26 protein-coding genes and 2 pseudogenes are annotated in these 20,921 nt (G+C 71.2%); 16 read left to right on the forward strand and 12 right to left on the reverse strand.

Annotated elements, in window-relative coordinates; all coding sequences use genetic code 11:
• Positions 1–11 precede the first annotated feature (11 nt).
• The 3 genes from AC067U_RS10725 to AC067U_RS10735 all read left to right on the forward strand — a co-directional run bounded on the left by AC067U_RS10725 (position 12) and on the right by AC067U_RS10735 (position 1,452).
• Positions 12–485 (forward strand): RrF2 family transcriptional regulator, encoded by a 474-nt coding sequence (locus AC067U_RS10725; protein ID WP_478829283.1) that lies wholly within the window; start codon positions 12–14, stop codon positions 483–485.
• Positions 486–559: 74 nt separating this feature from the next.
• A complete protein-coding gene (locus tag AC067U_RS10730; RefSeq protein ID WP_478829284.1) occupies positions 560–955 on the forward strand; it encodes a RidA family protein in 396 nt (131 codons plus the stop codon).
• A gap of 101 nt (positions 956–1,056) precedes the next feature.
• Positions 1,057–1,452: a hypothetical protein gene (locus tag AC067U_RS10735; RefSeq protein ID WP_478829285.1), complete on the forward strand. Its 396-nt coding sequence runs from the start codon at positions 1,057–1,059 to the stop codon at positions 1,450–1,452.
• A 58-nt stretch (positions 1,453–1,510) separates the two neighbouring features.
• On the opposite strand, the gene AC067U_RS10740 is transcribed toward AC067U_RS10735, so the two are convergent.
• From AC067U_RS10740 to AC067U_RS10760, 5 genes are all read right to left on the reverse strand, one after another.
• The gene (locus tag AC067U_RS10740) at positions 1,511–1,738 is read right to left on the reverse strand and encodes a hypothetical protein (protein WP_478829286.1); all 228 of its coding nucleotides are present in this window, start codon (positions 1,736–1,738) and stop codon (positions 1,511–1,513) included.
• Between the two features lie 58 nt (positions 1,739–1,796).
• Complete coding sequence (locus AC067U_RS10745; RefSeq protein ID WP_478829287.1) at positions 1,797–2,147, reverse strand: hypothetical protein; 351 nt, start codon at positions 2,145–2,147, stop codon at positions 1,797–1,799.
• A 120-nt stretch (positions 2,148–2,267) separates the two neighbouring features.
• The gene (locus tag AC067U_RS10750; protein WP_478829288.1) at positions 2,268–2,516 is read right to left on the reverse strand and encodes a hypothetical protein; all 249 of its coding nucleotides are present in this window, start codon (positions 2,514–2,516) and stop codon (positions 2,268–2,270) included.
• Between the two features lie 32 nt (positions 2,517–2,548).
• Positions 2,549–3,313, reverse strand: a complete 765-nt coding sequence (locus tag AC067U_RS10755) for a CbtA family protein (protein WP_478829289.1) — start codon at positions 3,311–3,313, stop codon at positions 2,549–2,551.
• Positions 3,314–3,344: 31 nt separating this feature from the next.
• Positions 3,345–3,566: a CbtB domain-containing protein gene (locus AC067U_RS10760; protein ID WP_478829290.1), complete on the reverse strand. Its 222-nt coding sequence runs from the start codon at positions 3,564–3,566 to the stop codon at positions 3,345–3,347.
• Between the two features lie 166 nt (positions 3,567–3,732).
• Here AC067U_RS10760 and AC067U_RS10765 point away from each other — a divergent pair, with 166 nt between their 5' ends.
• On the forward strand, positions 3,733–4,170 hold the full coding sequence (locus AC067U_RS10765; RefSeq protein WP_478829291.1) for a histidine phosphatase family protein: 438 nt from the start codon (positions 3,733–3,735) through the stop codon (positions 4,168–4,170).
• Between the two features lie 10 nt (positions 4,171–4,180).
• Here AC067U_RS10765 and pucL read toward each other — a convergent pair whose 3' ends face one another.
• Together pucL and AC067U_RS10775 are read right to left on the reverse strand one after the other, a co-directional pair.
• Entirely contained in the window at positions 4,181–5,098 is a 918-nt protein-coding gene (pucL, locus tag AC067U_RS10770; RefSeq protein WP_478829292.1) for a factor-independent urate hydroxylase, read from the reverse strand.
• Between the two features lie 379 nt (positions 5,099–5,477).
• A complete protein-coding gene (locus AC067U_RS10775) occupies positions 5,478–6,818 on the reverse strand; it encodes an aminotransferase class III-fold pyridoxal phosphate-dependent enzyme (protein ID WP_478829293.1) in 1,341 nt (446 codons plus the stop codon).
• 185 nt (positions 6,819–7,003) lie between these two features.
• Here AC067U_RS10775 and AC067U_RS10780 point away from each other — a divergent pair, with 185 nt between their 5' ends.
• Both AC067U_RS10780 and AC067U_RS10785 read left to right on the forward strand, forming a co-directional pair.
• Complete coding sequence (locus tag AC067U_RS10780; RefSeq protein ID WP_478829294.1) at positions 7,004–7,357, forward strand: PRC-barrel domain containing protein; 354 nt, start codon at positions 7,004–7,006, stop codon at positions 7,355–7,357.
• 334 nt (positions 7,358–7,691) lie between these two features.
• On the forward strand, positions 7,692–8,012 hold the full coding sequence (locus AC067U_RS10785) for an ATP-binding protein (RefSeq protein WP_478829581.1): 321 nt from the start codon (positions 7,692–7,694) through the stop codon (positions 8,010–8,012).
• Here the strand turns inward: AC067U_RS10785 and AC067U_RS10790 are convergent.
• Positions 7,981–8,772 (reverse strand): annotated as a pseudogene (locus AC067U_RS10790) (SigB/SigF/SigG family RNA polymerase sigma factor); the annotation flags it as partial. The gene AC067U_RS10785 and the pseudogene AC067U_RS10790 sit on opposite strands and share 32 nt — an antisense overlap.
• Before the next feature lie 406 nt (positions 8,773–9,178).
• Here AC067U_RS10790 and AC067U_RS10795 point away from each other — a divergent pair.
• Complete coding sequence (locus tag AC067U_RS10795) at positions 9,179–9,478, forward strand: hypothetical protein (RefSeq protein ID WP_478829295.1); 300 nt, start codon at positions 9,179–9,181, stop codon at positions 9,476–9,478.
• 18 nt (positions 9,479–9,496) lie between these two features.
• Here the strand turns inward: AC067U_RS10795 and AC067U_RS10800 are convergent, their stop codons facing one another.
• Together AC067U_RS10800 and AC067U_RS10805 are read right to left on the reverse strand one after the other, a co-directional pair.
• A complete protein-coding gene (locus AC067U_RS10800) occupies positions 9,497–10,249 on the reverse strand; it encodes a hypothetical protein (RefSeq protein ID WP_478829296.1) in 753 nt (250 codons plus the stop codon).
• Positions 10,250–10,371: 122 nt separating this feature from the next.
• Positions 10,372–10,827, reverse strand: a complete 456-nt coding sequence (locus tag AC067U_RS10805) for a hypothetical protein (RefSeq protein ID WP_478829297.1) — start codon at positions 10,825–10,827, stop codon at positions 10,372–10,374.
• Positions 10,828–10,996: 169 nt separating this feature from the next.
• Here AC067U_RS10805 and AC067U_RS10810 point away from each other — a divergent pair, with 169 nt between their 5' ends.
• The 6 genes and pseudogenes from AC067U_RS10810 to AC067U_RS10835 all read left to right on the forward strand — a co-directional run.
• On the forward strand, positions 10,997–11,215 hold the full coding sequence (locus AC067U_RS10810) for a DUF4287 domain-containing protein (RefSeq protein WP_478829298.1): 219 nt from the start codon (positions 10,997–10,999) through the stop codon (positions 11,213–11,215).
• Between the two features lie 663 nt (positions 11,216–11,878).
• The gene (locus AC067U_RS10815; protein WP_478829299.1) at positions 11,879–12,826 is read left to right on the forward strand and encodes a cucumopine synthase-related protein; all 948 of its coding nucleotides are present in this window, start codon (positions 11,879–11,881) and stop codon (positions 12,824–12,826) included.
• Positions 12,827–12,869: 43 nt separating this feature from the next.
• Positions 12,870–13,916, forward strand: coding sequence for an NAD(P)/FAD-dependent oxidoreductase (locus tag AC067U_RS10820; RefSeq protein ID WP_478829300.1), 1,047 nt, complete (start codon positions 12,870–12,872; stop codon positions 13,914–13,916).
• A 55-nt stretch (positions 13,917–13,971) separates the two neighbouring features.
• Positions 13,972–15,732, forward strand: coding sequence for a carbamoyltransferase family protein (locus tag AC067U_RS10825; RefSeq protein WP_478829301.1), 1,761 nt, complete (start codon positions 13,972–13,974; stop codon positions 15,730–15,732).
• On the forward strand, positions 15,729–16,241 hold the full coding sequence (locus tag AC067U_RS10830; protein WP_478829302.1) for an SRPBCC family protein: 513 nt from the start codon (positions 15,729–15,731) through the stop codon (positions 16,239–16,241). Before AC067U_RS10825 ends, AC067U_RS10830 begins: the two co-directional genes overlap by 4 nt.
• 11 nt (positions 16,242–16,252) lie before the next feature.
• Positions 16,253–16,864 (forward strand): annotated as a pseudogene (locus AC067U_RS10835) (histidine phosphatase family protein); the annotation flags it as partial.
• 122 nt (positions 16,865–16,986) lie between these two features.
• Here the strand turns inward: AC067U_RS10835 and sigJ are convergent.
• Positions 16,987–17,922 (reverse strand): RNA polymerase sigma factor SigJ, encoded by a 936-nt coding sequence (gene sigJ / locus AC067U_RS10840; RefSeq protein WP_478829303.1) that lies wholly within the window; start codon positions 17,920–17,922, stop codon positions 16,987–16,989.
• A gap of 232 nt (positions 17,923–18,154) precedes the next feature.
• Here sigJ and AC067U_RS10845 point away from each other — a divergent pair, with 232 nt between their 5' ends.
• Both AC067U_RS10845 and AC067U_RS10850 read left to right on the forward strand, forming a co-directional pair.
• Complete coding sequence (locus AC067U_RS10845; protein WP_478829304.1) at positions 18,155–18,628, forward strand: carboxymuconolactone decarboxylase family protein; 474 nt, start codon at positions 18,155–18,157, stop codon at positions 18,626–18,628.
• A 57-nt stretch (positions 18,629–18,685) separates the two neighbouring features.
• Entirely contained in the window at positions 18,686–19,072 is a 387-nt protein-coding gene (locus AC067U_RS10850; protein ID WP_478829305.1) for a DoxX family protein, read from the forward strand.
• 16 nt (positions 19,073–19,088) lie between these two features.
• Here the strand turns inward: AC067U_RS10850 and AC067U_RS10855 are convergent, their stop codons facing one another.
• Positions 19,089–19,913, reverse strand: a complete 825-nt coding sequence (locus AC067U_RS10855) for an alpha/beta fold hydrolase (RefSeq protein ID WP_478829306.1) — start codon at positions 19,911–19,913, stop codon at positions 19,089–19,091.
• 150 nt (positions 19,914–20,063) lie between these two features.
• On the opposite strand from AC067U_RS10855, the gene AC067U_RS10860 reads away from it, so the two are divergent.
• On the forward strand, positions 20,064–20,915 hold the full coding sequence (locus AC067U_RS10860) for a helix-turn-helix transcriptional regulator (protein ID WP_478829307.1): 852 nt from the start codon (positions 20,064–20,066) through the stop codon (positions 20,913–20,915).
• Positions 20,916–20,921 lie beyond the last annotated feature (6 nt).

Genomic DNA, 20,921 nt, shown 5'->3' on the forward strand with positions numbered 1-20,921 from the left:
AGATTATGAGGATGAGCGAGGGCGTCGAATGGGCCCTGCACAGCTGCGTGAACCTGGCCTGGAGCGGGGACCGGGCGGTCTCGGCGGCCCGCCTGGCCGCCTGGCACGAACTGCCCCCGGCCTACCTCAACAAGCAGCTGCAGGCGCTGGCCCGGGCGGGCATCGTCACGTCCACCCCGGGCCCGAAGGGCGGCTTCCGGCTCGCCCGCCCGCTGGACCGCATCTCGCTCATGGACGTGGTCGCCGCGATCGAAGGCGCCGAGGAGGCCTTCCGCTGTACGGAGATCCGGCAGCAGGGCCCCGGCGGAGGCCCGGCCGCCGCCTACACCGCCGACTGCGCGATCGCGCACGCCATGAACCGGGCCGAGCTGGCCTGGCGCCGCGAACTGGCGGCGCAGACCCTCGACGAGATCCGGCAGCAGGCCGAACGGCAGGCCCCCGAGGCCGCCGGACGGCTGCGCGCCTGGCTCGACGCGGGCCGGTAGCCGCCCGCACCGCTCGCACGACACCTTCGGAAGACACCCACGGCACACCCACGGCAGACACTGAGGAGTTCGCAATGACGCGCAGCATCATCAACCCGGCAGGTCTCCACGACCCCACCGGCTTCGGCTACAGCCACGTGGTCTCCGCCCCCGGCGAGCAGGTCTTCATAGCCGGCCAGTACGGCTCGGACGCCGAGGGGCAGGTGGTCTCCGAGGACTTCGAGGCGCAGGTCGAGCAGACCTTCGCGAACCTGCGCACCGCCCTGGAGGCGGCCGGCCTCGGCCCCTCCGACGTGGTCCGCCTCGGTACCTACGTCGTCGACCACGACCTGGGGAAGCTGGAGGTGCTGCTGAAGCACCTGCACGCCACCTGGGGCACCGAACTGCCCGCGCAGACCCTGATCGGCGTGGCCTCCCTGGCCCTGCCCGGGATGCTCTTCGAGATGGACGCCGTCGCCGTCCGCGGCTGATGCGGGCGGTACGGGTGCCCCTGACGGCCCGGTGATCCAAGTTGCCCGGGGCGGTCGCCGGGTGTGCCCTGGATGACGGGGGAGAGGGAAGGAGCCCCGTCATGGCACAAGCGGTCCCCACCGCCCCGCGGCACGCGGCGGAGCGGCACCACCTGAGAAAGAGCGCGTACGTCGGCCCCCTGCTGCTGGGAACCGTCTACGGGATCTACGCGGCCTTCATGAAGCGCCAGATGGGACCGGTCGACGCGGCCAACGTCTTCTACGGGATCCTGTGCGGCGTGATCTTCGCGGGTGCCCTGTTCGCCCTGGACCGGATGGACCGGCGGGTGCCGCAGGAGCTGCGCGCCACCGCGTACGGCGCGTTCTCCGCCATCGCCATGGGTTACCTCTACAGCCTCACCGGGGACAGCGTCCTGAGGTCGGCCGGCATCGGGCTGCTGACCGGCGCGTTCGTCGGGATCTGCGCCTTCTACCGCTACCACACCCGCGAGCCCTGACCCCTGGGGCGCCGGCTCCCGTGCCTCGCGAGGCGAGGACGGGAGCCGGCGCACGCCGTCAGTGTGCTTCGTGCGGGACCTGTCCGGCATCGGGCCGAAGGCCCTGGTCGGCCGGGCCGAACGCACGGTCCTCACCGGCCGGCCCGGCAGGCTCCGGATCCGCGTGCTGCTGGGGCGAGGAAGCGGCCGGGGCGGACGGGGCGGCCGGCGCGGGCGGGGGCGGTGAGAAGCGCGCCGCCTCGGCGCGGAGCATGGCGTTCAGGGCCGCGAAGGGGTCGATGGGCATGACGGCACCTCGGGTGTCGGCTGGGTGAGTGGGCGTGGTCCTCCGCTGCTCGGTGCCCTCAGCAGCGCAGGACCACGCTCCGTACCGCCGTCCACCGGGCTCCGCCCGGCTCCCCGGAGACCGTCCGGCCGCACGGGAGGTCCCGCGGGGCCGGAGCCGCCGACGGCCGCCAGGCCGGGGCGGGCCGCTGCCCGACCGGAGTTCCGCGGACGGCCGTCCGTACCGCCGCCCGCGGTTCCGGATCCGCACACGGATCGGGTTCGGCGGGCGGCGCGGAAGAGGCGGGCCGCGGCTCCGCCGCTCCGGCGGCGGCCGCGGAGGCGGCTCCGGCGCCGGGGGCGAAAAGGGCGAGCAGCACCACACAGGCCACCGTCAGGGCCTTCGTCAGTGCGTACCGCGGACCGCTCATGCCGGGACCGTGCCCCGACACGCCGGGAGGGATCTCCATCGGGCCCGCAGAAACCCCCGGGCGGCGGATGGATACACCCCGGCCGGCCGCACCGCCGAACGGACGGCGGGCCTCCGGCGGTCAGACCGCCACGAGCGCCACCGCCGCCGCGCCCAGCAGCGCGGCGGCGATGTGCACGGCGGGGTGGCCGTAGTCCCCGAACCAGAGCTGCCGGAACAGCCCGCCGAGGGCGGCCATGGCCGTGATGAGGGCGATCTGGGCGGGCAGCGGCCCGCTGGTGAAGGGGATCAGTGCCAGCATCCCCGTGTTCAGCCAGAGCGGGGCGGCCCCGGTCCAGCCGTGCCACTGCCAGATCGCCGCCCGCGTCATGTACCGGCCCCCGCCCCCACGTCGTACCGACGTCAACGCGTCGGCGCTACCGCCTCCTTGACAGCTTCACGGGAGGCGGCCGCAGGGACAAGCAGACGTTCGGCAAGAGCTCCGAAGACCAGGCCGAAAGTCGCCCACAGGGTCGCCTGGATCGCCAGGGACACGAGCCGGAACTGCCAGATGAGGGTGGCGGGGAAGTCCGCCGGGACCTCGTCGATACCGGGCAGGAGGGCGTACGCGAGGGCGACCGCGGCGACGAAGCCCCCGGCGCCGGCCACACTCGCGTTCCAGTGGCCGAGGGCGGGCGCCAGCCGCCGGCCCAGGATCACCGCGCCGGCCGCCAGCAGTACGCTCAGCGCGATCATCAGCAGGTAGAGGGCCGTACGGCGGCCCGCGGTCTCGGGATCCCCGACGGCCGGCGGGTTCGCCGGGTACTTGAAGAACGGCACCAGAGTCACCGTCACGAACAGCGCGCCCGTGGTCAGGGCGGCCGTCGCGCGCGGCGAGAACCGGCCGATCCGGCCCAGCGCGAAGGCGAAGACGAGCGCGGCGATACCGCCGAGCGCGACCCCGTAGAGCAGCACGCCGGTACCGAGCCCGGCGGTGGCCTGGAGGGCCCGGCTGACCGGGGCCTCCTCACCGTGGTCGTGGCCGTGGGCGGCGGCCTCCTCGATGGCGATGGCCGCGTCCACCTTCGACTCACCGATCAGGTAGGCGACGAGGAAGGCGGCCGCGCCGGCCAGCAGGCCGGCGAGCATGCCCCGGATCAACAGAGCACGGGGCGAAACGGAGTTCACAGTGGTTCCCCTGGTTCTCGGAGCCGGTGGCTCAGTGGCAGGGGAAGCCGAGCAGGTGGCGGCCGTCGTGCAGCCACTCGTGGACGGTCTCGCCCTCGAAGACGGCGGTGGCGCCCTGCTCGGCACCGATGAAGTAGAGCAGGACCAGCATCAGGACGCCGGTGAACACGGCCCAGGGGGCGAGGGTCTTGAGCGAGATGGGGGCGACGATCGCAGCGGAATCGGTCGTCGCGGGCACGGCGGAGTGAGCCATGGCAGTACCTCCAGGGGAACACGCGTCCCGGTCAGTGGTGCACGTCCGACGGTGGCGGGTCTGACTTTCACAGTGGCGCGACCGTGCCGGATTCTCACCGGTACTTCCGCCGTCCGTCGTCTTGTGTATTTGTCGGCTCAGACCGTACCGCGCTTACGCTGCCTTTATGAACCCCTCTTCGGTACGAGTTCTGCTGGTCACCCCGCCCCTTGACACCGCCATGCGGGAACACCGGTTCGGTCCGGAGCACGGGGACTGGGCCGGCCGGACCCTGGACGAGGTCGCCGCGGAGGACCCGGAAGCGGTCCGCAGCTGGCTCACCGATCCCGCGTACGCGCCGCCCGGCGGCGAATCCGTCCTCGGTCTCGTCGAGCGCGTGGGCCGCTGGCTGGACGGCCTGGCCCCGGGCACGCACCGGATCACCGTCGAACAGTCCTTCGTACGGGCGGCGGTCGTGCACGCCCTCGGGCTGCCGCCCGCGACCTTCTGGCGGCTGGACGCCAAACCCCGCACGCTCACCGAACTCAGTGGGCGTGCGGGGCGGTGGAACCTGCGGCTGGGCGGGCCCTGCGGGGAGGCAGAGGAGTCCGCGGCCGGGCGTTGAGCGGGGAGGCTCAGGCCACGATCCAGTCGCTGGTCGCGATCACGGGCTGGACACCGTCACGGTGGATGGTGCCCTCGATCAGGCCGTAGGGGCGGTCCGCGGCGAAGTACACCTCGTTGTCGTTCTTGAGGCCGAAGGGCTCCAGGTCGACGAGGAAGTGGTGCTTGTTGGGGAGGTTCAGGCGGACCTCGTTGACCTTCGGGCAGTTGTCCAGCACCCGCTCGGCCATCTGGTTCAGGGTCTGCTGCAGCGAGAGGGAGTAGGTCTCGGCGAAGGCCTCCAGCATGTGCTTGCGGACCTTCTTGTACGAGCCGTCCCAGTCGTACTCGGCGTCGTCGGCGGCGAGGGCCGAGTGCGCCCAGCGCGAGGTGACCTTGGTGGCCAGGATGCGGTCGTACGCCTCCTGCAGGGTCGTGTACTTGTCCTTGATGTAGCCGTGGAACTCGGAGTTGGTCGAGTTCATCACGGTCAGGTCCTTCAGACCGGAGATGACCTGCAGGCCGGTGGACTCGCTGTAGGTGATCTGCGCGGTGCGCACCTCCTGGCCCTTGCGGACGAAGGAGTGCTGCTCCTTGCGGGTCGGGACCGGGATCCGCTCCCAGGCGAACTCCTCGACGCGGATCTGCGCCTCGCGGATCGGGGTCTGCGAGGAGACGAAGTGCTTGGCCAGGTGAATGGCGAAGGCCTCGGGGGAGGCGACGCCGTGCTCCTTGCCGAACGCGTACACCGTGTTCTTGGTGGTGTCGGTCGGCAGGCAGTTGGTGTTGTCGCCGGTCAGGTGGACGTCGCGGAACTCACCGCGCAGCGCGACCGACACGTTCAGGTCGCGGATCTCGTGCCAGGAACCGTCGCTGCCCTTGCGGGTGACGACGACGATGCGGTTCTCGGCCTTGCCGTACTGGTTCTGGCCCAGGACGTGCTTGCTCATGCGCTGACTTCCTTCGGGTTACGGAGTCCGGATGAATGGATCCCGTACGCCCGGCGTCCGGCGGTCCGCCCCGGAGCCCATTCCCGGCGTGCCGCCCCCCGCCGTTCGGCCCCTCGGTACTTCCTTGCGCACGGGGGACCGCCCCGGGACTGACGTGCATCCCGGTCCGTAGGTGCTGCTTCGGATTGCAGCATGTTTACGTCCTGTTAGGAATGGGCCGAAACATACGGGAAGCAGCACCCGCGAACTGGATGAACCGACGTGCGCGCTCTGGTGCCGTTGGGGTGGTGTGCCCACCGATCGGGTGGTGTGCCCCGAGGGGCGGGCGCGGTGCCCCGCCGACCGGGCGCGGTGCCCCGCCGACCGGGGGGTGCGCCCGTCAGGCCATGTGGGCGTCCGCGACGGTGAGGGCCCCGTCGAGGATCTCCAGGCCCCTGGCCACGTCCTCCGCGCCGATGGTGCACGGCGGCGCGACGTGCAGCCGGTTCCCGGCCGCCAGCGGCCACAGGCCGCCCTTCTTGCAGGCCTCGGCGAAGGCGCCCATCGGGGCGTTGTCGGCGCCGGAGGCCGCGTACGGGACGAGCGGCTCGCGGGTCTCCCGGTTCCGTACGAGCTCCAGCGCCCAGAAGGTGCCCAGGCCCCGGACCTCACCGACCGACGGGTGCCGTTCGGCCAGCTCGCGCAGGCCCGGACCGAGCAGCTCCGCGCCGGTGCGGGCGGACCGCTCGACGATGCCCTCCTCGGCCATGGTGGTGATCGTCGCCACGGCGGCGGCGCAGGCCAGCACGTGCCCGGAGTAGGTCAGACCGCCGGGGTAGGGGCGGCGGGCGAAGGTCTCGGCGATGGCCGCGGAGATCGCCACGCCGCCGAGCGGCACGTAGCCGCTGTTCACGCCCTTGGCGAAGCAGAGCAGATCGGGGGTGACGTCCCAGTGGTCGGCGGCGAACCACTTTCCGGTCCGGCCGAAGCCCACCATGACCTCGTCGAGGATGAACACGATGCCGTAGCGGTCGCAGAGTTCCCGTACGCCGGGGAGGTAGCCGGCCGGCGGCACGATCACGCCCGCGGCGCCGACCACCGGCTCCAGGAGGATCGCGGCGATGGACTGCGGGCCCTCGAAGACGATGGTGTCCTCCAGGTGGCGCAGGGCGCGCTCGCACTCCTCGGCCTCGGTGGTGGCGTGGAAGGCCGAGCGGTAGAGGAACGGGCCCCAGAAGTGGACGACGCCGGCGGTGGCCGAGTCGTTGCCGAAGCGCCGGGAGTCACCGGTCAGGTTGATCGCCCCGGTGGTCGCACCGTGGTACGAGCGGTACGCGCTCAGCACCTTGGGCCGGCCGGTGTGCAGGCGCGCCATGCGGACGGCGTTCTCGACCGCCTCGGCGCCGCCGTTGGTGAAGAAGATCTTGTCGAGGTCGCCCGGGGTGCGCTCGGCGATCAGGCGGGCGGCCTCGGAGCGGACGTCCACGGCGAAGCCCGGCGCGACCGTGCACATCTTCGCGGCCTGCTCCTGGACCGCGGCGACCACCTTGGGGTGTTGGTAGCCGATGTTGGTGTAGACGAGCGCGCTGCTGAAGTCCAGGTAACGGTTGCCCTCGTAGTCCCAGAAGTACGAGCCCTCGGCCCCGGCCACGGGGAGCGGGGCGATGAGCTCCTGTGCGGACCAGGAGTGGAAGACGTGCTTCCGGTCTGCCGTTCTGACGGTCTCGACGTCTGCGTTCATGAATCGAGAGTAAGCGTCCGCGATGTGGACACCGAGAAGTCCTGCCCGACGTTGTCAGTCTGACCCTGCCGCGAACGCGAGGCTTGCGACGATTACCTGAATTGCGGTGATTGCGTGGAGGGCTCGCGGGTAGGTGCGCAGCTGACGACAGGCACGCGGGGGCCGGGAGCGCCTTGGAGGCCGTGGTGGGTACGGAGATGTGGGCATACGCCAACAGCGGCGGGCACGTGGTGGGCGCCGACCTCGCCGGGTTCCGGGTGGACGCGGCGGACGGGCACATCGGTCACATCGACAAGCATTCCCTCGGGGCCGCCCGCGCTTACATCGTGGTCGACACCGGTCCGTGGATCCTGGGGCGGCGGAAGCTGATCCCGGGCGGGCTGGTGAAGGACGTCGACCTGGTGAACGAGACGGTGCACGTCGCCGCGACGAAGGCACAGATCAAGGCGAGCCCGGACTTCGAGACCGGGCAGTACGAGGACGAGGACCTGGTTTCCATCCGGATCGCCGAGCAGCACCACGCGTACTGGCACAGCTGACGGCGACGCGGTGCGGGCGGCGGGGCGGAGGGCCGGGCGATCGGGGGTGAGGGGAGTGGACGTGGGCGTGGAACAGACCCGGCGGCTGCTGCTGGGCGGGTCCACCACGGGCGTGGTCGGGCGCTGCCGGGACTTCACCCGGCGGGCGCTGGCCGACTGGAACTGGACCGGCCCGGAGGGTGACGGCCGGGCGGCCGACGAGGGGGTGGGTGACGGCGGGGCGGGCGCTCCGCGGTCCCCGGTGCCGGGCTCCCCGGGCTCCCCGGAGCGGGAGCGGGAGGAGGCCGCCGAGGACGTGCTGCTACTGGTCTCCGAGGTGGTGACCAACGCGTGCATGCACGCCGGCGGCCCCAGGGAGCTGGTGCTCCGCTGTACCGCCGAACGGCTGCGGATCGAGGTCAGCGACGGGAGCCCCGAGCCCCCGCGGCGGCGCCGGGGCGCCGGCCCCGCCGAGGCGGGAGGGCACGGGCTGATCGTGCTGCAGCGGCTGTCCCGGAGCTGGGGCACGGCGCGGAACGACGACCCGCGCGGCGGGAAGACGGTGTGGGCGGAGGTGCCGTGTCCGCCGGATCGGCGGGGGCCGGTGAACGGGTGGGGGGCACCGGGTCCGCCGACGGCTCGGGGTCGGTCAGCAGCCCGGTCCGGAGCCTCGTGAGCGTACGGGTGAGCAGCCGGGACACGTGCATCTGGGAGAGGCCGAGCACCTGACCGATCTCGGACTGGGTCAGCTCACCGCCGAACCGCAGCGACAGCAGGGTGCGCTCGCGCTCGGGCAGCTCGGCCAGGAGCGGCTTGAGCGCCTCCATGCACTCGATCCGGTCGTAGGCGGCTTCCTCCTCGCCGAGGGAGGGCGTCGTCGCGTACGCGTCGCCGTCCTCCTGCACCGGGGCGTCCAGGGAGCGGGTGGAGTAGGCGTGCGCGGCCTTGCGGCCCTCCGCGACCTCCTCCTCGGGCACGCCGAGACGCTCGGCGAGCTCGGTGTCGGTGGGGCCGCGGCCCAGGGCCTGCTCCAGCTCGTCGTACGCCTTGGCGGTGTCGATGCGGAGTTCCTGGAGGTGGCGGGGCACCTTCACGGCCCAGCTGGTGTCCCGGAAGAAGCGCTTGATCTCACCGGTCACGGTGGGCATGGCGAAGGTCGTGAACTCGACCCCGCGCTCCGGGTCGAACCGGTTGATCGCCTTGATCAGGCCGATCGTGCCCACCTGGATGATGTCCTCGACCGGCTCGCTGCGGTTGCGGAACCGCCGCGCCGCGTACTTCACCAGGCTGAGGTTGAGCTCGACGAGGGTGTTGCGGACGTACGAGTACTCCGGGCTTCCCTCTTCCAGGGCCTTCAGCCGGCGGAACAGGGCCACCGACAGGGTGCGGGCCTCGGTGGTGCTGGCCCGCAGCGGTTCCTCGGGGATCTCGGGCATCTCGGGGATCCCGGACGTCCCGGGGATCCCGGGCGTCCCGGGCGTCCCGGGGATTCCGGCGGTACCGGTGGCCTTCGTGCAAGCGCGGTCGGTGTCCATCTGCGATCGCTCCTCCGACGGTGGGGGTCACGCCGTGCGCAGCACGGCGGGGCCGTCGTGAGCCGTTCCTTTTGGATATACCCCCAGGGCAGCACGTGTACCCCGTGACCCGCTGGTCACGGACCGCGCGCTGCCCTGGCGTGGCGCACAGCGTCATTTTAGGCGGATATGCGCCGGTATGCGGAGTGTCCGCCGCCGTCGGTGCGGTTCCGGGGCGTCGGGCGGGGGTGTCGACGGGGCGCGGCGATAGGGTTTGTCACGATTCGGGCGTCAAGCGCAAAACGGGTCTCGAGAGGTGTCGTGATCGATGTTCGCCAGGCTGAGCACGTACCAGGGGTCACCGGTTCCGGCGGAGGGTGACATCACCGGCAATTCGGCGGCGGTCGTCCAGCAGGTCCGCGACGTCCCCGGCTTCCGGGGCGTGTACTACCTCGTCGACCGGGTCTCCGGGAAGGCCAAGTCGCTGACCCTGTGGGACAGCGAGCAGGCCATGCGGGACAGCGAGGAGCTGGCCTCCCGCGTTCGCGAGCAGTCCGCCCGGCGGGAGGGCCAGCGCATCGTGTCGGTGGAGCACTTCGAGGTGGGCTTCAGTCACCTGGAGGCGTGACCGCCCGAGGACGGCTGCTCAGTGGCCGTGGCCGTCGCCGCCGTGCCCCTGTTCCGGCTGCTTCCGCGGAGCGGGGGTGGCCGAGGGGCCGCCGGTGGCGGCCGGAGCGGTGTCCGGAGCCGTGTGCGGAGCGGTGTGGGGAGCCGTGTCCGGACCGGCGGTGGGGGTGGCACCCGAGGTGGCCGCCGGGGCGTGGCTGTGCCCGCCGCTCTCCGCCGGGTCCGCGGACTCGGCCAGCCGGCTCAGCCCCAGGAAGGCGACCGCCGCGGTCACCAGCACGGCCAGCCCCACCGGGCCGAAGATCCGCCGCCACGAGGTGTCCGCGTCCTTGAGTACGAAGGCGACGAAGGAGACGACCAGTCCGATCGGCACGAGGACGGCCCCGCGCGCGGGGAAGTCCTCGAAGTGCTGGAGTCCGCCGCTGAGCATGCCGATGCCGAAGGACAGCATCAGCGAGGCGCCGATCACCGCACACGCGCGCCGCAGCCCGGGCCGCTCGCGGCTGATGACGAACTCGTTGAGGACGGTGGCGGCGAGGAAGACGAGGACGCCGTAGCCGGCGATCCGGGTGTAGCGGGCGGGGTCGAGCGGGTGGTGCACGACGGCGCCGCTGATCAGGCCCGCGCCGACGAAGTAGCCGACGTACCCGAGGTAGCGGGCGGGCAGGGACAGCCGGCGGGCCCGGCTGTTGCGGGCGCGCCGCAGCGCGGCCCGGGTGGGGGACAGGGCCGGGGAAGGCGCGGGACGGTCGGTCAGGTGGTGCGTGGACAAGGGAGGAACTCCTCGGTCGGCGCATGGCGCAGCGGCGCGTCCGGCGGAGCCGGACGGCGCGTCACACCACGTCAGGAAGCAGCGGTGAAAAGGGAGATGACTTCGTGCTTCGACCGGCGGATCTAGATCCGCTGCACCACTGAACGGGCGGAGTAGTCCTCGGGAGGAAGGGCGGCCGTCCGCTCCGGGGCCGGCGCGGACACGGCCGTACGGTCGGCCGCACGGTGGCAGGCCCAGGCGAGCAGGACCGGTGCCGGGGCCTCGGTGCAGGCGCCCTCCGGCGGCTGCCCGGACACGCAGACGCCGGCCGGATGCACCCCGGACTCCCGGTCCCCGTCCGGCTCGTGGCCCGCGCCCTGGTGCCCGCTGCCCTGGTGGTTGCTGCTCTGATGGCCGGTGCTCTGGTGCGCGGTGACGACGGAGTGCCCGGTCAAGTGGCTCGCGGCGGTCTCGGTGTTCACACCGTGCGTGTAGAGGAAGGCGAACAACGCCGCCGACCACACCAACCACACCCAGCGCGCGGTCCCCGTCGTTCGCCAGGACCACGCGGTTCCGGCTGAGCTTCCGACGGTGGCCATGCGGGCGAGCGTACAACCGCCCCCGGCCCGGCCGCCGCCCACGCCCACCCCTCGGACGCCGGTGATGTGACCCGGCTCACCCCCCGCGGCCGATGAATCCGCGGCGTTCCGCCGGTCATGAGAGGAGAGACACGGCAACGGCGGCACGGCCGCGACGAGGAGACACACCATGACCACCACGCCCACGCCCAAGGGACCGGAGAGCTACTTCCCCTCGATCGAGAAGAAGTACGGCCGCCCGGTGGCGGAATGGAAGGACCTCGTCCGCGCCTCGCCGCTGAGCAAGCACGGCGAGCTCGTCGCCTGGCTCAAGTCCGAACACGGCCTGGGCCACGGCCACGCCAACGCCCTCGTCAAGCACACGCTCGACGAGGACAAGACCGGCTGACGGGCGGCGGGGCCGGGGTGGGCCGTGGCCGCGGTGTGCGCGGACCACGGCGGTGTCGTACCGACGTGCGCGCGGCGGCCGGCCCTGGGGGAGCGCGATCCGGAGTCGATCACCTGCGATCGCCACATCCGTCACACCAGCCCCGTCACTCACTCTCCTCACACATCCCGGCGGGCCGAGCCGGAGCGGTTCATCATTCCCCCAGCTGAGACAAGCTATTTGAACGCTGTTATGTTATTTCCCGGACGTTCCGGATGGCCTTTCATTTGAGGATCCGGCCGGCAGTGGCCCTTCGCCGGCACGCTCGAAGCGCGCACGGGAAATGCTCGGGAGAATCTGTTCTTCCGCTCGCCGAATTCCCGGAATCCGTTGTGGAAATCTACGAAGATCCACTCGCGGCCTGCGGCTGTCTTCATGCCTTCCACCCCTGGCTGGTTCCGTGCGGTCCGCTGTGTACTCCTGGGGTGCTCCTCGCACAAGTTGCCGATGGGGCAAGGGGTTTCCCGCGGCCGAGAGGAGTTCTCGTGGCGATCCGGTGAATGCGCGCAATGCGCCACTGGACGCCGTCCGAGAGCATTTCGCGTCGCTCGCGAAGTAATCGCAGGACCCTCGCAGAACCCTCGCGGGACCCACACCGCGCTGAACCGAACCAAGGAGAGAGCCGTGAGTCAGTCCTTAACTTCCCGCCATATCGAAATCTCCTGGCCCGACCTGGGCATCACGGTCACCGCCGACCTCGACGGCCGCAACCCGGCGCTTGCCGACGCCCTCTGGGAGTCCTTGCCCTACCGGAGCCTTCAGGGCCACGCCCTCATCGCGGGCGAGCACCTCTACCACGTATCGCCCATCCCCGCCCTGCTGCACACGCCCCACGACACGCGCATCCCCGACCGGCGCGAGGCGCCCAACGGCACCGTGTTCCTGTCCGGGCTGCAGCACCTGGGCATCAAGTACGGCACCCTGACCGAGCCGATGCCCGCCACGCCCATCGGCCGGATCCGCGAGGCGGACATGCCCGCCCTGCTGGAGGCCGGCGCCGCGATCTGGGACGCCGTCTACTCCACGAAGAAGCAGATCGTCGCCGAGGTCCGCCGCAAGGGCGAGCCGAGCGGGCACGGCATCCCGACGCTCCGCGCCGCCCACGCGGACGCCGCCGCCCTGATCGCCGACATCGTCGCCGAGACCGAGCGGATCTGGCTGGAGGCCCCGGCCGAGCTGGAGGGCCTCCACCGGGGCGTCATCCCCTCCCAGGCGGGCAACTTCGGCACCGTCCTTCCCACCCTGCTGTTCGTCAACGGCGAGACCCGTCCGCTGGGGTACGCCGCATACGGCGGAATCGTCCGCGCCGCCGTCCAGGGCATGCCCATGGAATCCCTCGTCCACATGACCCGCCTCCTGGTCGGCGTCCCGGCCGAGTTCCTGGGCTACTGCGGCCTGGAGAACCTGTGGGCGTTCACCCAGCGCTTCCTCGCCGTCCTGGACGAGCTCGACCGTGACGACTTCTACGCCGTCGCCAGCCAGATGGCCCTCTACATCAACTGCCTCGGCGGTTGGAACCTCCAGCTGTACCCGTGGGAGACCGGGGACCACCTTCGCCAGCAGAGCGCCTAGGAATCCGCCGCCCGAACCCCACACCACAGGAGAGGGGACAACCTTGAGCACCCTGCCTGCTCGCGCCGACGCCGTTGTCATCGGCGGCGGAGTGATCGGCACCTCCGCCGCCTACCACCTCGCCGAAGCCGGTGTGGACACCGTGCTGCTGGAACGCGGCGGCCTCGGCGGCGGGGCGTCCGCGCACACGGCGGGCATGGTCCGCACCTACTTCCCCGGCAACCCCGCCACCGGGCAGCGGGCCGTGCGCAGCCTGAACGCCTATCACGAGTTCGCCCGCCACACCGAGGCCCCGCTCGCCCTGAAGCGGCTCGGGTTCATGGTGCTGTTCACCGACGAACAGCAGATCGCCGCATTCGAGGCCGACCGGCAGGCCCAGCAGGCCGTCGGCGTCCAGGTCGGCCTGATCAGTGCCCGCGAAGCGGCCGGACTCAACCCGCTGGTCAACGAGGGCGCCATCCTGGCCGCCGCCTGGGCGCCCGAGGCGTACCACGTGGACGGCCTCGACATCGTGCGCGGCTACGCCGCCGCCGCCCGCAATCACGGCGCCCGCTTGTTCACCCACACACCCGTCATACGCATCGACGACGACAACACCGTCCACACCCCGCAGGGCAGCATCAAGGCGGACAGCATCGTGTGCACGGCCGGGCCCTGGTCCGGCGAGGTGGCATCCATGGCATCGGTCGACCTGCCGCTGACACCGCACGTGATGGAGATGCTGTTCACCGACGTCCCGCCCTCCCCGCACCACGACATGCCCATGACGATGCATGGTGCGTCCGGTCTGCGGATCCGCTCATGGAGGGACCGCGTGCTCCTCGCCATGGGCGCGCCCAAGGCCGGTGAATCACGGGAAGCCTGGCTCGGCCGCATCGCGGGCCATCTGGGCACCCTGTTCCCCGCCTTGGACGGCATCGGCCTGCACCGTGCGTGGAGCGGCGACTTCGACGCCAGTCCCGACAACACCGCCCTCATCGGGGAACACCCCACCCGCCGCTTCCTGTACGCGGCCGGATTCACCGGCGCGGGACTGTGCCAGGCACCTGCGGCCGGGGAGAAGCTCCGCGACCTGTTGATCGTCAAGTAGCCCCATAACAGGAAAGAATGCCGTGATTGTTCTTGGATGTAATGGTTTCAGCCGGGTGTCGGAGTTCTTCTCCGAACGCCTCGGTGCGACCGGCATCAACAAGCACTACCTCTTGGGCCACGACGCCGCCGCCGCGCTCCTGATCGACGGCCGCCTGGTCGCCGCGGTGGAGGAAGAGCGCCTCAACCGGGAGAAGAAGACCACCGACTTCCCCGTGAACGCGATCGACTGGTGTCTGAAGGAGGCCGGGATCACGTTCGACGACGTCGACCTGTTCGCCTTCCCCTGGAACTGGACCACCGAGGTTCTGGACGAGATCCTGGACGGCATCCGCACCTCGCCGCTGGCACAGGACGCGAAGACCCGCCTCGCGGGCGACATGGCCGACCTGTTCGACCAGGTCGTCAGCCACGACGCGATCCTCGCGGACTTCGAGGCCCGCACCGGACACCGTCCCGACCCGGCCAAGGTCCGCTTCGTTCCGCACCACCTGGCCCACGCCACGACCGGCTACTACCTGGCCGGCATGAAGGACTCGGCGTTCCTCGTCAGCGACGGCCGCGCCGAACGCTTCTCGACCCTGACGGGCGAGATCCGCGCCGGCAGGATCACCGTCTTCGACGACACCGCCACCGGCGCCCAGTACTCCATCGGCACCCTGTTCTCCTCCATCACCCGCTTCCTGGGCTTCGTCCCCAACAACGACGAGTACAAGGTGATGGGGCTGGCCGGATACGCCGACCCGCCGACTCCGAACCCGTTCGTCGACAACCTCCTGAGGCTGCACGACGACGGTCGCTACTCCTTCACCAAGCCCCTTCAGACCGACAACCTGCACAGTCACGACGCCCTGTTCGAGGAGTACTTCGGACCCTTCGAGGACACCCTCGAATACACGTCCCGGGTCGCCGCCGCCGCGCAGGAGATGCTGAACGTCGCCACCGCGCACCAGGTCCGCCACCTGGAGGAGCGGACGGATCTCGACCGGCTGCTGTTCGAAGGCGGCGTCGCCCTGAACTGCCTGAACAACACGCCGATGTTCGAAGGCTCCCGCTTCGAGGACATGCAGGTCAGCTTCGGGGCCTCCGACACCGGCATCACCATCGGAGCCGCGGCCCACGCCTGGCTCGGCCACCCCGACACCGGCCCCGCGGACATCCTCGCCGCCTCGGCACCCGTCAGCCCCTACCTCGGCCCGTCCTACGACGAGGCCGCGATCGAGGAGGCCCTCCAGGGCTTCACCGGCCGCGTGGTCGCCTCGCGCCTGGACGATGACGAGGTCGTCGAGCAGGTGGCGAAGCTGCTGACCGAGAAGGTCGTCATCGGCTGGTTCGAAGGCCGCGTCGAGCACGGGCCGCGCGCGCTGGGGCACCGCAGCATCATCGCCAACCCGGGCTTCGGCGACATCAAGGACATCATCAACACCCGGGTCAAGCACCGCGAACCCTTCCGCCCGTTCGCTCCCCTCGTCCTCGAGGAGCAGGCGCCGAAGATCTTCGACATGGGGCGCAAGACCAGTTCCCCGTACATGACGTTCGTCTTCCCCGTCCGCGACGAGTACAAGGACCGCATCCCCGGCGCCGTGCACGTGGACGGCACCTCCCGCATCCAGACCCTGACGGACGAGGGCACCCCGCGGCTCACGGCACTGCTGCGGAAGTTCATCGAACTCACCGACACGCCCTGCCTGATCAACACCTCGTTCAACGTCGCCGGCGAACCCATCGTCTGCAGCCCCACCGACGCCCTGAACTGCTTCCTGGGCACCGAGATCGACTACCTGATCCTCGGGAACCACCTCGTCGCCAAGCGATGACCGTCAACCACCGCAAGAAGGAGCACTCCGTGCCGATCCAGCGCAAGCACACCATGTACCACTCCACCATCCTCGACGCCGACCCGGACACCGTGTGGGCGACCGTCCGCGACGCCATGCAGATCCTGGACATCGTGTCCCCGGGCGACCTGGACATCCACCGGGACGTCAGCTGGGTGGAGGGCGGCTCCGTCGACACCGTCCCGGCCCGTTACGACTTCAAGCTCACGCTCAACGGCCGCCTCGTCCAGCAGGAGATCGCCGCCCGCGACGAGATCAACAAGACCCAGTCCTACCGGGCCGTCGCCCCCACCAGCGGAGTCGCCAAGTACGAGGCCACCATCCGGGTGTTCTCCATCACCAACGACCCGACCCGCAGCTTCTTCGACTGGTCGCGGGTCCTGGAGATCGCCGACGATGCCGACCTGGACGTGGTCGAGCGCATCATCGACGTCATGGAGAAGCAGACCGACGCCGTACGGGACCACTTCGCGCAGACCTCGAAGTGAGCGACGTGACGACGCTCGTACTGCTGCGGCACGGCGAAACCCTGCTCACCCCCGGGCGGCGGCTCTCCGGCAGCGGAGGAACCGACCCGGGACTCTCGCCGGCCGGACGACGCCAAGCCCGGGCGGCAGCAGAGGCCCTCGCCCACCGCGGCGGCATCGAGGCGGTCGTCACGTCACCGATGCGGCGCTGCCGGGAGACCGCTCAGGCCGCGGCCACGCGCCTCGGCCTGAGCGTCCAGGTCGAGGCGGACCTGCGGGAAGCGGATTTCGGCGCCTGGGAAGGCCTGACCTTCGCCGAAGTCCGCGAGCGCTACCCGGACGACCTGAGCGCATGGTTCGCCTCGCCCGAGAGTGCTCCCTCGGGCGCGGGCGAAACCATGCAACAGGTCATCCGCCGGGTCGCCGCCGTACGAGACGGCCTCCTGGCCCGGTACGCCGGCGCCACGGTCCTGGTCGTCTCCCACGTGGTACCGGTCAGGACCCTGCTCCGCCTCGCCCTCCAGGCCCCACCGCACAGCCTGTTCCGCATGGAGGTCGCGGCGGCCTCCCTGTCGACGGTGACGTACACCGAGGACGGCACCGGCACGGTGCAGGCCCTCAACGAAACCCACCACCTGGACTGACCGCACGCCAGGGGGCACGGCACACCTCATGTGTGCCGTGCCCCCTGGCACGTCGGACGGGCGGGAGGCCTGGGCAGCACGATGACCCCAGGTCCTTGGCCTGGGGCTTTGCCATGGAGGGCTCAGCCGGTTTCCGGCAGTCGCGCCATGTCGGACACCGGTCCGAGGTGGCCGAGCTTGTCGGGGTTGGACACGGAGCGGACCGCGCGGATCACGCCGTCGGCGATGTCGAGCGCGACCACGCTGACGACCCGCCCTTCGGCGTCGTACGTCACGGCGCCCGGCCGGCCGTTGACCAAGGCGGGCCGGAGGGTGGCGCCGAGCGTCCGGACCCGGCGGATGCCGCCGACGAGCAGTTGGCCGACCCGCCGCGGGTCGGCCACCGGGTTCCTGGTCGCCCGCGCCTTGCCGCCGCCGTCCCCGTGGAAGACGACGTCGGGCGCGAGCATGCCGAGCAGCGCTTCCAGGTCGCCACCCCCGGCTGCCTCGAAGAACGTACGGGCCAGCTCCTCGCCCTCCGCCCTTCGCGCCGGGGGCGGGGCGTCGGTGCCGTCCTGTCTGCCGGCGGCGATGTGCTTCTTGGCGCGGGCGAAGATCTGCCGACAGTTCGCCTCGGACTTGCCGGTGGTCCTCGCCACGTCCGGGTATCCGTACCCGAAGACCTCCCGCAGGATGAAGACCGCCCGCTCCATCGGGGAGAGGGCTTCCAGCAGGACGAGGAACGCCAGCGAGAGCGAGTCCGCCAGCTCGGCGTGCTCGGCCGGGCCCGGCCGGTCGGCGGTCACGACGACCGGCTCGGGCAGCCAGTTCCCCACGTAGGTCTCCCGCCGTACCCGTGCCGAACTCAGGTGGTTGATGCCCAGCCTCGTCACCGCCGTGGTCAGGTACGCCTTCGGCGCGGCGATCGCGGTGCCCGCCTGCTGCGCACGGGTCAGGCCGAGGAAGGCGTCCTGCACGATGTCCTCGGCGTCGCCCACCGATCCGGTCATCCCGTAGGCGATGGAGAACATCAGCGGCCGGTATCCGGCCTCATTGGTCACACCTGTCGATCCGGACATGGAATTTCCCCCGACTCTCTTATTGCGGCGGACAGTTCGGCTTGCCGCCTGCTCTGCTCGTTTCATGATCCCCAAGGCGTGGGCGCGTATCCGAGGCGCCCGGCCCGGCCTCGGCCCGCCGTGGGCGACCCGGCGCCCGGCGCAGTGACGCGCGTCACATCCGCCGGCGTCACAGATCGTTCGGGTGCCTTGTCTGAGAGGGGCGAAAGCAGACAACGACAAGGAGCGCACGATGAACGCCCGTCTTAACTTCATGGCCAGCCCCGTCGCAGCCAAGGCGATGAAGCACATCGTCGCCGCTCACCAGGCACTCGCGGAGTCGACCGTGCCGGCCGCGACGCGGGAACTGATGATGCTCCGCGCCAGCCAGATCAACGGCTGCGCCGGATGCATCGACATGCACACCAAGGACGCCGCCGCAGCAGGTGAGACTGCCGTACGCCTCCACCTGGTTGCGGCCTGGCGGGAGGCCACGGTCTTCACCGAGGCCGAGCGCGCCGCCCTGGAACTGACCGAGGAGGGCACGCGCATCGCTGACGCGGCCGGCGGTGTCAGCGACGAAGTCTGGGCGAACGCCGCCAAGCACTACGACGAGGACCAGCTCGCCGAACTGGTGGTCCAGCTCGCCGTCATCAACGCCTTCAACCGCGCCAACGTCGTCACCCGGCAGCCCGCCGGCGACTACCGGACCGGTCAGCACGGATAACCCGATCGCCCCGTCGGCCGCACGACCTGACAGCCCTCCAACCCTGTAAAGGCAGCCATGAACCTCGCTCTGTGGATCGTCACCGGACTGCTCGCCGTCGCCTACCTGCTCGGCGGCGCCTTCAAGGTGATCACGCCGAAGGAGAAGATCGCCGCCAGTGGGTCCAGCGCCCGATGGGTCGAAGATTTCGGCGTCGGCACCGTCAAGGCCATCGGGGCGTTGGAGGTCCTGGCCGCGGTGGGTCTGGTCCTGCCGGCCGTACTCGACGTCGCGCCGGTTCTGGTGCCGCTGGCCGCCCTCGGCCTGGGGCTGATGATGACCGGTGCGGCGATCACGCGCCTACGGCGCCGCGAGACCACCTTCCTGGTGGTGGACCTGGTCTACCTCGTCCTGGCCGGTTTCGTGGCCTGGGGCCGGTTCGGCCCCGAGTCCTTCATCGGCTGACCGCGGCGGCGCCCGGTCACCGGGCGGTGCGCACGCCGGGGGTGGAGGGCGCCTCGACGAACTCGGTCACGAGCTTGACGAAGGTGTCCTCCTGCTCGAAGAACATCACGTGGCCCGCGTCGATCTCGGCGTACGAGCTGTCCGCGATCGCGGCGTGCAGGGCGCGGCTGTGCTCGACCGGGACGGTGATGTCCTGGGTGCCCCCGATCACCAGGGTGGGTGCCTGGATGCGGGGGAGCAGGGGGCGGATGTCCACCCGCAGGTCATAGGCGATGTGGCGCAGGGTGCCGGGAGTGGGCGGCATGTTGGGGATGAGGGCTTCGAAGGCCTCGCGGCCGATGGAGTTGAGGAAGCCGCGGCTGAAGCCGGTCATCGCCACGGCGCGGCCGAAGGAGGCGGGGTCGCTCGTGCCGAGGCCCTGCCAGAGGGTGAAGAGGCTGCGCAGGTACTCGTCGCTGTCGGTGTGGGCCCAGCCGGCCACCAGGATCAGGCGCCGCACCAGGTCGGGGCGCAGGGCCGCGACGGTGGCGGCGACGGTGGAGCCCATGGAGAAGCCCAGCAGGTCCACCGGCCCGTCCGCGGCGTCCACCGCGTCCTCGATGACGGCGATGACCTGCGCGGCCAGGCCCTCGGCGGTCAGCGGGGCGCCGTCGTCGAGGGTGGCCTCGGTGCCGGACAGGTCAGGGGTGATCACCGTGCGGTGCGGGGTGAACCGGGGCGTGGTCTGCCCCCAGTTGACAGCCGCACCGGCCGATCCGGTGCCGTGCACCAGGACCAGGGCGGGGCCCGAGCCGGTCTTCTCGTAGTGCACCTGCGCGCCGTTGACGTTGACGATGGCCATCGAATGCTCCCCGGTTCCCGTGGTCGGCCGGGGCGTTCGTGCTCCGGCCGGACCAACGGTGCCGGTGCTCGGCAGCGGCGGGGAGAGACCTCCTTACCCTGGGATCCGCAGTCCCTGGCTGGGCCGTGGACGGTCCGGCAGGATGACCCTATGAAGATCGACCGTGAGGCCCTCGCCGACTTCCTGCGCCGCTCGCGCGAGCGGGTACGGCCCCAGGACGCGGGTCTGCCCGTCGGGCCCCGGCGGCGCACGCCGGGCCTGCGCCGCGAGGAGGTCGCCCAACTCGCGGGCATGTCGGCCGACTACTACATCCGCCTCGAACAGGCCCGCGGTCCGCAGCCCTCGCCGGAGATGCTCGCCGCCCTGGCCCGCGCCCTGCGCCTGTCCGACGACGAACGCGACCACCTCCACCTCCTCGCCGGCCGCCGCCCGCCGGCCGCCCGGACCTCGGGCGACCACGTCGCCCCGGGGCTGCTGCACCTGCTGGACCAGCTGCCGGGCACGCCGGTCCAGGTGCTCGGCGACCTCGGTGACGTCCTGGCCCAGAACGCGATGGCCGAGGCCCTGCTGGGCGGGGTGTGCTCGGTGTCCGAGCACGGCCGCAACGTGGTCTGGCGCTGGTTCGCCGACCCGGCCCAGCGGGCCGCGTACCCGGCGGAGGAGCACGCGTACTACAGCCGGCTGCACGTGGCGGACCTGCGGGCGGCCGTGGGCCGACGGGCCGGCGACCCGGCGGCGGCGCGCCTGGTGGAGCGGCTCCTCGGGCTCGGGGAGGAGTTCGCTTCCCTGTGGGAGCTGCACGAGGTCTCCGTACGCCGGGCCTCGCGCATGCGCGTCCTCCACCCGCTGATCGGACCGGTCGAACTGGACTGCCAGGTCCTGCTGGCTCCGGAGGGGGACCAGCGGGTGGTCCTGTACACCCCGCCCGTCGGCAGCGACACCGCCGAACGCCTCGCCCTCCTGAAGGTGGTGGGCACCGGCCAGTTCACCGCCTCCGGCTGACGGTCG

The sequence above is a fragment of the Streptomyces sp. NPDC043853 genome (genome assembly GCF_056436025.1).